This window comes from Streptomyces sp. SGAir0957 (assembly GCF_043523415.1).
Genome location: NZ_CP027293.1, coordinates 6,780,316 through 6,793,008, shown reverse-complemented (window position 1 = coordinate 6,793,008; position 12,693 = coordinate 6,780,316). Strand labels below are relative to the sequence as shown.

The 12,693-nt window shown below is 71.3% G+C and carries 13 protein-coding genes; 5 read left to right on the top strand and 8 right to left on the bottom strand.

Features of this window, described 5'->3' with window-relative positions:
- The first annotated feature begins 151 nt into the window (after positions 1-151).
- The gene (locus C1N81_RS35600) at positions 152-904 is read left to right on the top strand and encodes a lysophospholipid acyltransferase family protein (protein ID WP_394438455.1); all 753 of its coding nucleotides are present in this window, start codon (positions 152-154) and stop codon (positions 902-904) included.
- A gap of 63 nt (positions 905-967) precedes the next feature.
- On the opposite strand, the gene C1N81_RS35595 is transcribed toward C1N81_RS35600, so the two are convergent.
- The gene (locus tag C1N81_RS35595) at positions 968-2,497 is read right to left on the bottom strand and encodes an MFS transporter (protein WP_394435455.1); all 1,530 of its coding nucleotides are present in this window, start codon (positions 2,495-2,497) and stop codon (positions 968-970) included.
- Positions 2,494-3,045 carry a TetR/AcrR family transcriptional regulator gene (locus C1N81_RS35590; protein ID WP_394435453.1) on the bottom strand — a complete coding sequence of 184 codons (552 nt, stop codon included), beginning with the start codon at positions 3,043-3,045 and terminating at the stop codon, positions 2,494-2,496. Before C1N81_RS35590 ends, C1N81_RS35595 begins: the two co-directional genes overlap by 4 nt.
- A 151-nt stretch (positions 3,046-3,196) precedes the next feature.
- Between C1N81_RS35590 and C1N81_RS35585 the strand changes: the two genes are divergently transcribed.
- Positions 3,197-3,466, top strand: coding sequence for a hypothetical protein (locus tag C1N81_RS35585; RefSeq protein ID WP_394435452.1), 270 nt, complete (start codon positions 3,197-3,199; stop codon positions 3,464-3,466).
- A 104-nt stretch (positions 3,467-3,570) separates the two neighbouring features.
- Here the strand turns inward: C1N81_RS35585 and argH are convergent, their stop codons facing one another.
- Positions 3,571-4,998 (bottom strand): argininosuccinate lyase, encoded by a 1,428-nt coding sequence (gene argH, locus C1N81_RS35580; protein WP_394435451.1) that lies wholly within the window; start codon positions 4,996-4,998, stop codon positions 3,571-3,573.
- Between the two features lie 109 nt (positions 4,999-5,107).
- On the opposite strand from argH, the gene C1N81_RS35575 reads away from it, so the two are divergent.
- The 3 genes from C1N81_RS35575 to C1N81_RS35565 all read left to right on the top strand — a co-directional run bounded on the left by C1N81_RS35575 (position 5,108) and on the right by C1N81_RS35565 (position 7,497).
- Complete coding sequence (locus tag C1N81_RS35575; RefSeq protein ID WP_394435450.1) at positions 5,108-5,695, top strand: pyridoxamine 5'-phosphate oxidase family protein; 588 nt, start codon at positions 5,108-5,110, stop codon at positions 5,693-5,695.
- Positions 5,696-5,698: 3 nt separating this feature from the next.
- The gene (locus C1N81_RS35570) at positions 5,699-6,415 is read left to right on the top strand and encodes a L,D-transpeptidase family protein (RefSeq protein ID WP_394435449.1); all 717 of its coding nucleotides are present in this window, start codon (positions 5,699-5,701) and stop codon (positions 6,413-6,415) included.
- Positions 6,416-6,507: 92 nt separating this feature from the next.
- Positions 6,508-7,497, top strand: a complete 990-nt coding sequence (locus C1N81_RS35565) for a bile acid:sodium symporter family protein (RefSeq protein ID WP_394435448.1) — start codon at positions 6,508-6,510, stop codon at positions 7,495-7,497.
- Between the two features lie 145 nt (positions 7,498-7,642).
- On the opposite strand, the gene C1N81_RS35560 is transcribed toward C1N81_RS35565, so the two are convergent.
- The 5 genes from C1N81_RS35560 to argC are packed head-to-tail and all read right to left on the bottom strand — an operon-like array spanning position 7,643 to position 12,552.
- Positions 7,643-8,224, bottom strand: coding sequence for an arginine repressor (locus tag C1N81_RS35560; RefSeq protein ID WP_394435447.1), 582 nt, complete (start codon positions 8,222-8,224; stop codon positions 7,643-7,645).
- A 17-nt stretch (positions 8,225-8,241) separates the two neighbouring features.
- Positions 8,242-9,450 (bottom strand): acetylornithine transaminase, encoded by a 1,209-nt coding sequence (locus tag C1N81_RS35555; RefSeq protein WP_394435446.1) that lies wholly within the window; start codon positions 9,448-9,450, stop codon positions 8,242-8,244.
- Positions 9,447-10,379 (bottom strand): acetylglutamate kinase, encoded by a 933-nt coding sequence (gene argB, locus C1N81_RS35550; protein ID WP_394435445.1) that lies wholly within the window; start codon positions 10,377-10,379, stop codon positions 9,447-9,449. The genes C1N81_RS35555 and argB overlap by 4 nt, the downstream gene beginning before the upstream one ends.
- Positions 10,376-11,527 carry a bifunctional glutamate N-acetyltransferase/amino-acid acetyltransferase ArgJ gene (argJ, locus tag C1N81_RS35545; RefSeq protein WP_394435444.1) on the bottom strand — a complete coding sequence of 384 codons (1,152 nt, stop codon included), beginning with the start codon at positions 11,525-11,527 and terminating at the stop codon, positions 10,376-10,378. Before argJ ends, argB begins: the two co-directional genes overlap by 4 nt.
- Positions 11,524-12,552, bottom strand: coding sequence for an N-acetyl-gamma-glutamyl-phosphate reductase (gene argC / locus C1N81_RS35540; RefSeq protein WP_394435443.1), 1,029 nt, complete (start codon positions 12,550-12,552; stop codon positions 11,524-11,526). The genes argJ and argC overlap by 4 nt, the downstream gene beginning before the upstream one ends.
- Between the last annotated feature and the right edge of the window lie 141 nt (positions 12,553-12,693).

The following is a 12,693-nucleotide window of genomic DNA, read 5'->3' as shown; positions in this document are numbered from 1 at the left end:
GAAGCGCGACCGATCGTAGGTGGGCGGAAGTGACCAGCGGGAGACCCCGGACGGAACGTCAGGGCGATGCGGGATGGATCCTGGGTGTCCTTTTCGCCATGTGCGGGACGTCTGATTCGCGTCAACTGTGCGTTTCGAGTCCGTGAACCCGATGTGCGTGGGGTACCCGCCCGCGAGTATCGTCCTCACCTGCACAGACCCCATCACCCATTCCTTGACACCGGAGGGCCCGTTGTCCCGCTTCGCGTTCATCAAGGCAGTGCTCGGACCGATCGTGCGCCTGATGTTCCCCACGCGTGTGGAAGGCGCCGAGAACATTCCGGGCACCGGTCCCGTCATCCTGGCGGGCAACCATCTGACGTTCATCGACTCGATGATCCTGCCGCTCGTCTGCGACCGGCAGGTCTGCTTCATCGGCAAGGACGAGTACGTCACCGGCAAGAGCCTCAAGGGCCGCGCGATGGCCTGGTTCTTCACCGGCGTCGGCATGATCCCGGTCGACCGGGACGGCGCCAACGGCGGTGTCGCCGCGCTCATGACCGGCCGCCGCATCCTGGAGGAGGGCCGGATCTTCGGGATCTACCCGGAGGGCACCCGCTCCCCCGACGGCCGCCTGTACCGCGGTCGCACCGGCATCGCCCGGCTCACCCTCATGACGGGCGCGCCCGTCGTCCCGTTCGCGATGATCGGCACGGACAAGCTGCAGCCGGGCGGCGCGGGCATGCCGCGCCCCGGCCGGGTGACCGTGCGGTTCGGCGAGCCGATGGAGTTCTCCCGCTACGACGGCATGGACCGCGACCGCTACGTGCTGCGGGCCGTGACGGACTCGGTGATGGCGGAGGTCATGCGCCTGTCGGGCCAGGAGTACGTGGACATGTACGCCACGAAGGCGAAGGCCGCTTAAGGCTTGGAGACGTGTGTGAGCCCCGGTCGGTGACCGGGGCTCAGGCATGTGCGAAGCGGTGCGTCACTTCTCCAGGTGCTGGCCCCTGAGCAGGAACCACGCCGCCACCGCCGTCGCGAGCAGGACCGCCGCGCCGATGCCCGCCGCGACCTGGAGCCCGTCCACGAACGCGTTCTGCGCCGAGGTCAGCAGAGTGTGCGCCTCGGCCGCGGGCAGCGACGAGGACGCCTCGACCGCCCCGCCCAGCGACTCGTGCGCCGCCGACGCCACGTCCGCCGGGGTGCCCGGCGGTGCCGTGAAGCCCGCGTAGACGCCCGTGACGATGGAGCCGAGCAGGGCGATGCCGAGGGCCGCGCCGAGTTCGTACGCCGTCTCGGAGACCGCCGAGGCCGCGCCCGCCTGCTCCTTGGGCACGCTGGAGAGGATCACGTCGGCGGTGACCGTGAACGAGAAGCCCGCGCCGACGCCGACGACCAGGAGCACCGCGCCGAGCAGCGGGTAGCCGGTGTCCTTGCTCAGCGTCGTGAGTGCGGCCAGGGCGACGCCGATGGCCGCGAGGCCGCCCGCGACGACGGCCCGCACGGAGAAGCGCCGCGCCACGACCCCGGCGATCAGGCCGGCCACCACCGCGCCGATGGCGGCGGGCAGTTCGGCCATGCCCGCCTCGAACGGCCGCCGCCCCTGCACGAGCTGGAGGAACTGGGACAGGAAGAAGACGAGCCCGGACAGGCCGAGGACGGTGAGGAGGTCGGCGAGGACCGCCCCCGAGAAGCCGCGCCTGCGGAAGAGCCGCATGTCGAGGAGCGGCGCGGGCAGCGCGTACTGGCGGCGGACGAACCAGGTGAGCGCGGCCACGCCGAGGACCGCGGAGACCGCCACGTCCCAGCGGAAGCCGTGCGCGGCCGCCTCCTTCACCGCGTAGACCACACCGATCATGCCGACGAGGGAGAGACCGACGCTGACCAGGTCCCAGGGGCCCGGGACCGGGTTCTTCGACTCGGGGATGAGCTTGGCGCCGACCACGACCAGGACCGCCATGACGGGCAGGTTGATCAGGAAGACCGAGCCCCACCAGAAGTGTTCGAGCAGGAAGCCGCCGACGACCGGACCGACCGCCGCGCCCGCCGACGCCATGGCACCCCAGATGCCGACGGCCAGGGAGCGTTCGCGCGGGTCGTGGAAGATGTTGCGGATCAGGGCGAGGGTGGAGGGCATGAGCGTCGCGCCGGCCACGCCGAGCAGGGCGCGCGCGAGGATCATCAGCTCCGGCGAGGTGGCGTACGCGTTGAGGACGGAGACCGCGCCGAACGCCACGGCGCCGAGCAGCAGCAGCTTCTTGCGGCCGATACGGTCACCGAGGCTGCCCATGGAGACGAGGAGCCCGGCGATGACGAACGAGTAGACGTCGCCGATCCACAGCAGCTGCGTGCCGGAGGGCTTCAGGTCCTCGCTGATGTACGGGGTCGCGAGGCCGAGGACCGTCGCGTCGACGGCGACGAGCAGCACCGCGAGCACGAGGACGCTGAGCGCGAGCCACCGTGCGGGGCGCGACACCACCTCCGCCTCCGGGGTGTGCTGCTTCGTGCTTGTCATGGTTCCACTCTCCGTCGTGCGCCGCCGAGCAGCAGCTCGGCGATCATGTAGGTGAAGTCCTTGGCGGCGACCCGGCCGTCCTGCACGGCCCAGGCGCCGCTGCCGATGAGGCCGTAGAGCGCCTCGGTCAGCCATACGGGCGTCAGGTCGATCCGGAATTCGCCCGCTTCCTGGCCGCGCCGGAACAGTGCCGCCATCCGGGCGTCGAGGCGGGCCCAGCCCTCGTGCTGCTCGTCGCCCTCGAAGAGCTGGTTCTCGGTGACGAGGAAGGCGAGCAGCGGGGCCGGTTCCTCCATCGCGCCGATGAGCCGGCGCAGCGCGTCCTCGGCCCGGCCGTCGTCGAGGCGGGCCCGGTCGAGCGCGAGGTCGCACTCGCGGATGCCGAGGTCCTCCAGGGCGCGGACGAGGGCGTCGCGGCCCGCGAACTGGCGGTGCAGGGTGGCGCGGCTGATGCCGGCGGCGCGTGCGACCTCGTCCATCGTGGCCGTGGACTTGCGGGTGAGCAGGGCGGCGGCGCTTCGTAGCACCTGTTCGCGATCGACGGGCATGAGACGACGATAACGCATATGAGACAGTGATGTCTCATCAAGGGGCGCGCGGCAGATCACTCAAGTGGCCGGTGCGCTCACCCAGTGTTACGACTGACAGCAGTGTGACGGTGCGGCAGCGCGGTCAGGACCGGTCTCGGGAGGTACGGGCATGGGGTGCTGCGTCTTCGCGGCGATGGCGGCGATCGGGCCGCGGGTCGCGCTCGTCCTCGCCTGGCTGTTCACCAACGTCGTGGATCGCGCCTTCACCGGCAGGCTGCTGCCGTTCCTCGGGCTGCTCTTCGTGCCGTGGACGACCCTGGCCTACGTCTTCGCGTACGCCCCTGTCGTCGGGGTGCGGGGCATCGGCTGGTTCGTGGTGCTGATCGGGCTGCTGCTCGACATGTCGAGCTACGGGAGCGGGGCGCGGTCCCGGCGCTGACAGCACGGGCGCGCACGACAGAGGGCCCGCCCGGGCGCGCACGGCAGAGGGCCTGGCCCGTCCGCGTACGGACGAACCGGGCCCTCCTCATGTGCCGGTGGCGGCTACTTCTTGGCGTCGGCCCACGCCCGCTGCACCGTCAGGTCCTGCTTGACCTCGGCGAGCTGGACGGCGACCGCGCTCGGCGCCGTGCCGCCGCGGCCGGAGCGGGAGGCGAGCGCGCCCGGCACGTTCAGCACCGTGCGGACCTCGGGGGTGAGGTGCTCGGAGATCTTCGCGAACTGGTCGTCGGTCAGCTCGTCCAGCTCCTTGTCCTCGGACTCGGCGACCTTGACGCACTCGCCCGCGACCTCGTGCGCGACGCGGAACGGCACGCCCTGCTTGACCAGCCACTCGGCGATGTCCGTGGCGAGCGAGAAGCCGGCCGGGGCCAGCTCCTCCATCCGCGCCCGGTTGACCGTGAGCGTGGCCATCATGCCGGTGAACGCCGGGAGCAGGATCTCCAGCTGGTCGCAGGAGTCGAAGACCGGCTCCTTGTCCTCCTGGAGGTCGCGGTTGTAGGCGAGCGGGAGGGCCTTGAGGGTCGTCATCAGGCCGGTCAGGTTGCCGACGAGACGGCCGGATTTACCGCGCGCCAGCTCGGCGATGTCCGGGTTCTTCTTCTGCGGCATGATCGAGGAGCCGGTGGAGAAGGCGTCGTGGAGGGTGACGAAGGAGAACTCCTTCGTGTTCCAGATGATGACCTCCTCCGCGATCCGGGAGAGGTTGACGCCGATCATCGCCGTGATGAACGCGAACTCGGCGACGAAGTCCCGCGAGGCCGTGCCGTCGATCGAGTTGGCGGCGGAGCCGTGCTCGAAGCCGAGGTCCGCGGCGACCGCCTCCGGGTCGAGGCCGAGCGAGGAGCCCGCGAGCGCGCCCGAACCGTACGGCGAGACCGCCGTCCGCTCGTCCCACTGGCGCAGCCGCTCGGCGTCCCGCGACAGGGACTGGACATGGGCCAGGACGTGGTGGGCGAAGAGCACCGGCTGGGCGTGCTGGAGATGGGTGCGGCCGGGCATGGCGGTGTCCGGGTGCGCCTCGGCGAGGCCGACAAGGGCTTCCTGGAGGTCGGCGATCAGGGAGGCGATGACGCGGGCGTGGTCGCGCAGGTACATCCGGAAGAGCGTCGCCACCTGGTCGTTGCGCGAGCGGCCCGCGCGCAGCTTGCCGCCGAGGTCCGGGCCGAGCCGCTCCAGGAGGCCGCGCTCCAGGGCGGTGTGCACGTCCTCGTCGGCGATGGTGCCGACGAAGGAGCCGTCCGCGACGTCCGCCTCGAGCTGGTCCAGGCCCGCGATCATGCGGGTCAGTTCGTCCTGGGTGAGCAGGCCCGCCTTGTGCAGCACGCGCGCGTGGGCGCGGGAGCCCGCGATGTCGTACGGGGCGAGGCGCCAGTCGAAGTGGACGGAGGCGGAGAGTTTCGCCAGGGCCTCGGCGGGGCCGTCGGCGAACCGGCCGCCCCAGAGGCGGACATCGCCGGTGTTGCTGCTCACGTGCTGCTCCTCAAGCCGGTCCGGTAGCGGTCCAGTGTCACTGTGCATGATTATGCAGAGTTCCGCATGAATCGTCAACGCGGCCGGTGACAGGGGCCATAATCCCGGCATGGGTAAAAGCTACGAGCGCATAGACGGTCGCCTGCGCACCTTCATCGAGTCCCAGCCGGTCTTCTTCACCGCCACGGCGCCGCTCGACGGCGACGGCACGGTCAACCTCTCCCCCAAGGGCCTGAAGGGCTCCTTCGCCGTGGTCGACGAAGTGACCGTCGCCTACCTGGACTTCGCCGGTTCCAACGCGGAGACCATCGCCCACCTCCGCGAGAACGGCCGGATCACACTCATGTGGTGCGCCTTCCAGGGCCCGCCCAACATCGTCCGGGTGCACGGGCGCGGCGAGCCCGTCTTCCGCGACGACCCGCGCTTCACCGGCCTGCTCTCCCACTTCCCCGACATCGACCCGACGCCGCACGGCCTGCGCGCGATCATCCTCGTACGGGCCGAACTGGTCCGCGACACCTGCGGGTACGCCGTGCCGTTCATGACGTACGACGAGGACCGCGATCTGCACGGCAAGCGGTTCGCACGCGAGGACGACGCCTCGCTCGACGCGTACTTCCAGAAGAAGGAGCACATCGGATCCAGCCTGGACGGACTACCGGGGCTGCCGTTGCCGCTGCCGCCCGCTACGTTCTGAGCCATGCGTCCCTTACGAGCAGGTATCGCGAGCGCCGTCGCCGTCTGCGCCGTGCTCGGCGCCGCGCCGTCCGCCTCCGCCTCCGCCGCCGCCCCGCTGCCCGCCCGCATGGCGGACACGGGCGGCGGCAGCCAGCTGATCACCGCCGAGGCGCCGCGGACGTCCTCGACCAGCGGCACCGTCACGTGGTGGAACCGGCTGTCCGACGGGCGCTGGGTGAAGGCCGGCTCCGCGCGGGCGCGGTTCGGCGCGAAGGGGCTCGTAGAGGGGGTCCGGCGCAAGCAGGGCACGAACACGACCCCGACCGGGCTCTACGACCTGCCCTTCGCGTTCGGCAAGGCGGCGGCCCCGGCCGGTACCTCGGTCTCCTATCGCCGGGTGCGTGCCACCTCCTGGTGGTGCGAGGACAACCGCTCGCGCTCCTACAACCGGTGGACCGATCCGCGCCCGCGCGACTGCCGCGCCGCCGAGTCGGAGCGGCTCGCGTCCTACCCGACGCAGTACGCGCACGCGCTGGTCGTCGGCTTCAACTACCAGCGCCCGGTGCGCGGCCGGGGCGCCGGGATCTTCCTGCACGTCAACGGGCGGGCGGCGACGGCCGGTTGCGTGTCCGTGCCGAAGGCGGACATGCGGCGCATCCTGACGTGGGTGCGGCCGGGCCGGGCGCCGCACATCGCGATCGGGACGACGGGCGGGGCGACGGCTCTGATCCGGTACTGAGCCCCTCGTCGTCGCACCGGACGAAGCGCGTGTAGCGACCACATATCGAGACGCGATTGCGTCCGCGCAGGTCCACGGCGTTGCATCGGCCTGTGCACAGCGAAACCGAACACACGACCTCCAGCGCGAGCGGGACCGCCGACCGGGCCGCCCGGCTCGCGGTCACCGTCTTTCCCGTCCTCGTCCTCGTCGCGGGCGCGCTCGGGCTCGCCACCCCGGACACCTTCGCCGGATGGGGCCCGAACGTGCCCTACCTGCTCGGCGTCGTGATGTTCTGCATGGGCCTCACCATGACCCTCGGCGACTTCAAGGGGGTCGCCCAGCGTCCGTGGGCCGTGGGGCTCGGGCTCGTCGCGCACTATGTGATCATGCCGGGGCTCGGCTGGGTCATCGCCCACGCGCTCGGGCTCTCGCCACAGCTCGCCGCCGGTGTCATCCTCGTCGGCTGCGCCCCGAGCGGCACGGCGTCCAACGTCGTGACCTACCTCGCGCGCGGCGACGTCGCCCTCTCCGTCTCCGTCGCCACCGTCTCCACCGTGCTCGCCCCGCTGATCACACCGCCGCTGACGCTGCTGCTCGCGGGGGCGTACCTGCCGGTCGACGCCGGGTCGATGATGACGGACATCCTCAAGACCGTGCTCCTGCCGGTCCTTGCGGGGCTCGTCGTGCGGCTGCTGCTCAGCCGCTACGTGGACCGGGTCCTGAAGCTGCTGCCGTGGCTCTCCGCGCTGACCATCGCCGTGATCGTGGCGGTGGTGGTCGCGGGCAGCGCCGACGCCATCAAGTCGGCCGCGGCCCTGGTGTTCCTCGCCGTCGTCCTGCACAACGGGCTCGGGCTCGCCCTCGGCTACGGCGCAGGGAAGGTGGCCCGGCTCGGGCCGCCCGCGTCGCGCGCGATGGCGTTCGAGGTCGGGATGCAGAACTCCGGGCTTGCCGCGTCGCTGGCCACGGCGCACTTCAGTCCCTTGGCCGCGTTGCCCGCCGCGGTGTTTTCTGTGTGGCACAACGTGTCCGGGGCGGTTGTTGCCGCGTGGATGTCGTACCGGGCCAGGGGCTCCGCCCGGGTCGCCGAGAAGGGCTGAGCGCCACTTTTGCCGCCCCCTCCGGCGCTGGAGCCGAGGTCACGGGGCTCCGCCCCGGACCCCGCTCCTCAATCGCCGGAGGGGCTGGATTCACCCGGACCGGCGCTGACCACTGCCGGAAGGGCGGAACTCACCCGGGTGCCGGTCAGTGGTCGTTCTGGGCCAGGCGTAGCAAGTGTTCTGCCAGGGACTGGCCGCCCTCCGGGTCTCTGCTGATCAGCATCAACGTGTCGTCGCCCGCGATCGTGCCGAGGATGACGTGGAGTTCGGCCTGGTCGATCGCGGAGGCGAGGAACTGGGCCGCGCCCGGCGGTGTGCGGAGCACCACCAGGTTCGCCGATGCCTCGGCCGAGATGAGCAGCTCACCGGCGAGGCGGCGCATCCGCTCCTCCTTGGCCGATTCGCCGAGCGGCGCCTGCGGGGTGCGGAAGCCGCCCTCGCTGGGGACGGCGTAGATCAGCTCGCCGCCGGTGTTGCGGATCTTGACGGCGCCCAGTTCGTCCAGGTCACGGGAGAGCGTGGCCTGGGTGACGTTGAGCCCGTCGTCGGCGAGCAGCTTCGCCAGCTGGCTCTGCGACCGCACGGGCTGCCGGTTGAGGATGTCCACGATCCGGCGGTGGCGTGCGGTGCGCGTCTGCGGCACGGCGGGACCATGAGGGGGCTGCGCCAGTGCCGCGTTGAGCGCCGCCCGCTCGTCGTTCGCTGCCTGCTCCGCTTTGCTGGTCATCGTCGTCGTCCCATTCCTCAGGCTCCTGCTTCCCCGTCGGCCGCGGCCGTGTCCAGGACGCCTGGCAGCGCCGCGAGGAACGTGTCCGCTTCGGCGTCGGTCAGGTTCAGCGGCGGCATGAGCCTGACGACGTCGGGTGCGGGCGCGTTCACCAGGAGGCCCGCGTCCTGGGCCGCCTGCTGCACATGCGGTGCGCGCGGCCCGGTGAGCACGATACCCAGCAGGAGGCCCGCGCCCCTGACATGGCTGACCAGCGGGTGGCCGAGCGATTCGATTCCGGCCTTGAGCCTTTCGCCGACGCGCTTGGTGTGGGCGAGAAGGTCCTCGGTGGCGATGGTGTCGAGGACGGCGAGCCCGGCGGCGCAGGCGACGGGGTTGCCGCCGAACGTCGTGCCGTGCTGGCCGGGCTTGAGCAGCCGCGCCGTCTCGCCGAAGGCGATGGTCGCGCCGAGCGGGAGGCCGCCGCCGAGCCCCTTGGCGAGCGTGACGACGTCCGGGTCGATGCCTTCGTCCGCCTGGTAAGCGAACCAGTGGCCGGTGCGGCCGACGCCGGTCTGCACCTCGTCGAGGACGAGCAGGGTGCCGGTGGCGCGGGTGATCTCCCGGGCCGCCCTGAGGTAGCCGTCGCCGGGCGTCACGACGCCGTTCTCGCCCTGGATGGGCTCGATGATGACGAAGGCCGTCTCTTCGGTGACGGCCGCGCGGAGTGCGTCGGCATCCCCGTACGGGACATGCCTGACGTCGCCAGGGAGCGGGGTGAAGCCGTCCTGTTTGCCCGCCTGGCCGGTGAGGGCGAGGGCGCCCATCGTGCGGCCGTGGAAGCCGCCGGTGGTGGCGACCATGTGGTTTCGGCCGGTGAGCCGGCCGATCTTGAACACGGCCTCGTTGGCCTCGGCGCCCGAGTTGCAGAAGAAGACGGCGCCGTCCCGGCCGAAGAGCTGGAGCAGCCGCTCGGCGAGGGCGACGGGCGGCTCGGCGACGAAGAGGTTCGAGACGTGGCCGAGGGAGGCGATCTGGGTGCTGACCGCTTCGACGACCGCGGGGTGGGCGTGACCGAGCGCGTTGACCGCGATGCCGCCGACGAAGTCCAGGTAGTCCTTGCCGTCGGCGTCCCACAGCCGGGCGCCCGCGCCCTTGACCAGGGGCAGGCGCGGGGTGCCGTAGTTGTTCATCAGGGCGCCCTGCCAGCGTGTGGTCAGCGCTGCGTTCTTGGCGTGCTCGCTCATCCCTCGGTCTCCCCCTCCGCGTCGGGCACGACCATCGTGCCGATGCCTTCGTCCGTGAAGATCTCCAGCAGGATCGAGTGCTGGACCCGGCCGTCGATGACGCGGGCGGTGTGCACGCCGTTGCGCACGGCGTACAGGCAGCCCTCCATCTTCGGCACCATGCCGCTCGCCAGGTCGGGGAGCAGCTTCTCGAGTTCGGTGGCGGTGAGCCGGCTGATGACCTCGTCGGAGTGCGGCCAGTCCTCGTAGAGGCCCTCGACGTCGGTCAGGACCATCAGCGTCTCGGCGTCCAGCGCAGCAGCGAGTGCCGCAGCCGCCGTATCAGCATTGACGTTGTAGACATGGTGGTCGTCCTGGGAGCGGGCGATCGAGGAGACGACCGGGATGCGGCCGTCGGCGAGCAGGGCCTCGATGGCGCCGGTGTCGATCTCGGTGATCTCGCCGACGCGGCCGATGTCGACCAACTCGCCCTCGATGCGGGGCTGGTGCTTGGTGGCGGTGATGGTGTGCGCGTCCTCGCCGGTGAGGCCGACGGCGAGCGGGCCGTGCTGGTTGAGCAGGCCGACCAGCTCGCGCTGGACCTGTCCGGCGAGCACCATCCGTACGACGTCCATGGCGTCCTCGGTGGTGACGCGCAGGCCCGCCTTGAACTCGCTGACGATGCCGTGCCGGTCGAGGGCCTTGCTGATCTGCGGGCCGCCGCCGTGCACGACGACGGGCTTGAGCCCGGCGTGGTGCAGGAAGACGACGTCCTGGGCGAAGGCGGCCTTCAGTTCCTCGTCCACCATCGCGTTCCCGCCGAACTTGATGACGACGGTCTTGCCGTGGTGGCGGGTCAGCCAGGGCAGCGCCTCGATGAGCGTGCGGGCCTTGGGGAGCGCGGTGTGCTTCCGCGCGGTGGGCTGATGGTGGCTCGGGCTGTCGCTCATGAGGAGTACGCGCTGTTCTCGTGGACGTAGTCGGCGGTCAGGTCGTTCGTCCAGATGGTGGCCGTCTCGGTGCCGGCCGCGAGGTCGGCGGTGACGGTGACCTCGCGGAAGCGCATGTCGACCTTGTCGCGGTCCTCGCCGACGCCGCCGTTCTTGCAGACCCATACGCCGTTGATCGCGACATTGAGACGGTCGGGTTCGAAGGCGGCCCTGGTCGTGCCGATGGCGGACAGGACGCGGCCCCAGTTGGGGTCTTCGCCGTGGATGGCGCACTTGAGGAGGTTGTTGCGGGCGATGGAGCGGCCCACCTCGACGGCGTCCTCCTCGCTCGCCGCGTTGACCACCTCGACCTTGATGTCCTTGCTTGCGCCCTCGGCGTCGCCGATGAGCTGGCGGCCGAGGTCGTCGCAGACGGCACGGACGGCTTCCGCGAACTCGGCGTAGCCGGGGGCGACCTGGGAGGCGCCGGAGGCGAGCAGCAGCACCGTGTCGTTGGTGGACATGCAGCCGTCGGAGTCGACCCGGTCGAAGGTGAGGCGGGTGGCGTCGCGCAGCGCCTTGTCCAGGACCTCGCTGTCGAGGTCGGCGTCGGTGGTGAGGACGACGAGCATCGTGGCGAGGCCGGGGGCGAGCATGCCCGCGCCCTTGGCCATGCCGCCGACGGTCCAGCCGTCTCCCTCGTACACGGCGGTCTTGTGCACCGTGTCGGTGGTCTTGATGGCGATGGCGGCCTTCTCGCCGCCGTGCTCGGAGAGCTTGCCCGCGGCGATGTCGATGCCGGGGAGCAGCTTGTCCATGGGGAGCAGGACGCCGATGAGCCCGGTGGAGGCGACGGCGACCTCTCCCGCGTTCAGGTCGAGGACCTCGGCGGTCTTCTCCGCGGTGGCGTGCGTGTCCTGGAAGCCCTTCGGCCCCGTACAGGCGTTGGCACCGCCGGAGTTGAGGACGACGGCCGAGACGAGGCCGCCCTTGAGGACCTGCTCGGACCAGAGGACGGGGGCGGCCTTGACGCGGTTGGAGGTGAAGACGCCCGCGGCGGCCAGGCGGGGGCCGCGGTTGACCACGAGGGCCAGGTCCGGGTTCCCGCTCTCCTTGATCCCGGCGGCGATGCCCGCGGCCTGGAATCCCTTGGCTGCCGTCACACTCACGGCGCGACTCCGATCGTCGTAAGCCCGGTGGTCTCGTCGAGCCCCAGGGCGATGTTCATGGACTGCAGGGCGCCGCCGGCGGTGCCCTTGGTGAGGTTGTCGATGGCGCCGATGACGAGGACACGGCCGGCCGCCTCGTCGTACGCGACCTGGATCTGCACGGCGTTCGACCCGTGCACGGCGGCCGTGGCGGGCCACTGCCCCTCGGGGAGCAGCTCCACGAACGGCTCGTCGGCGTAGGCCTTCTCGTACGCTGCGCGGACCGTCTCGGCGGTGACGCCGCCCCTGGCCTTCGCGCTGCACGTGGCGAGGATGCCGCGCGGCATCGGCGCGAGCGTCGGCGTGAAGGAGACGGTGACCCGCTCCCCCGCCGCCGCGCTGAGGTTCTGGATCATCTCGGGGGTGTGCCGGTGCCCGCCGCCGACGCCGTAGGGCGTCATGTTGCCCATGACCTCGCTGCCGAGGAGGTGGGGCTTGGCCGCCTTGCCCGCGCCCGAGGTCCCGGACGCGGCGACGACGACGGCCTCGCTCTCGACGAGCCCGGCCGCGTACGCGGGGAACAGGGCGAGGGAGACGGCGGTCGGATAGCAGCCGGGGACCGCGATGCGCTTGGTCCCTGCCAGCGCGGTGCGGGCGCCCGGCAGCTCGGGCAGGCCGTAGGGCCAGGTCCCGGCGTGCGGGCTGCCGTAGAACTTCTCCCAGTCCGCCGCGTCCTTCAGCCGGAAGTCGGCGCCCATGTCGACGACGAGGACGTCCGGGCCGAGCTGCTCGGCGACGGCGGCGGACTGTCCGTGCGGCAGAGCGAGGAAGACGACGTCGTGCCCGGCCAGCACCTCGGCGGTGGTCTCCTGGAGGACGCGGTCGGCGAGGGGGCGCAGGTGGGGCTGGAGGGAACCCAGCCGCTGTCCCGCGTTCGAGTTGCCCGTCAGGGCACCGATCTCCACCTCGGGGTGGGCGAGCAGCAGGCGCAATACTTCGCCGCCCGCGTACCCACTCGCTCCCGCCACTGCAGCGCGTACCGCCATGGAACCCTCCTCCTTGATGGCATGACTATACGTCGCGCTGCACGTTTATGCAATCAACAGGATGATCGCGGACCCGGCAGGGAAAGACCCGGCAGGGAGAGAATGGGAGCGGGCCGAACCGGCCCGCTTGGCGTTTCGTAC

Coding starts and splice junctions, on each gene's coding strand:
- C1N81_RS35600 (WP_394438455.1), top strand. CDS start 152: ATGTGCGTGGGGTACCCGCCCGCGAGTATCGTCCTCACCTGCACAGAC.
- C1N81_RS35595 (WP_394435455.1), bottom strand. CDS start 2,497: ATGACAAGCACGAAGCAGCACACCCCGGAGGCGGAGGTGGTGTCGCGC.
- C1N81_RS35590 (WP_394435453.1), bottom strand. CDS start 3,045: ATGCCCGTCGATCGCGAACAGGTGCTACGAAGCGCCGCCGCCCTGCTC.
- C1N81_RS35585 (WP_394435452.1), top strand. CDS start 3,197: ATGGGGTGCTGCGTCTTCGCGGCGATGGCGGCGATCGGGCCGCGGGTC.
- C1N81_RS35575 (WP_394435450.1), top strand. CDS start 5,108: ATGGGTAAAAGCTACGAGCGCATAGACGGTCGCCTGCGCACCTTCATC.
- C1N81_RS35570 (WP_394435449.1), top strand. CDS start 5,699: ATGCGTCCCTTACGAGCAGGTATCGCGAGCGCCGTCGCCGTCTGCGCC.
- C1N81_RS35560 (WP_394435447.1), bottom strand. CDS start 8,224: ATGACCAGCAAAGCGGAGCAGGCAGCGAACGACGAGCGGGCGGCGCTC.
- C1N81_RS35555 (WP_394435446.1), bottom strand. CDS start 9,450: ATGAGCGAGCACGCCAAGAACGCAGCGCTGACCACACGCTGGCAGGGC.
- argB (WP_394435445.1), bottom strand. CDS start 10,379: ATGAGCGACAGCCCGAGCCACCATCAGCCCACCGCGCGGAAGCACACC.
- argC (WP_394435443.1), bottom strand. CDS start 12,552: ATGGCGGTACGCGCTGCAGTGGCGGGAGCGAGTGGGTACGCGGGCGGC.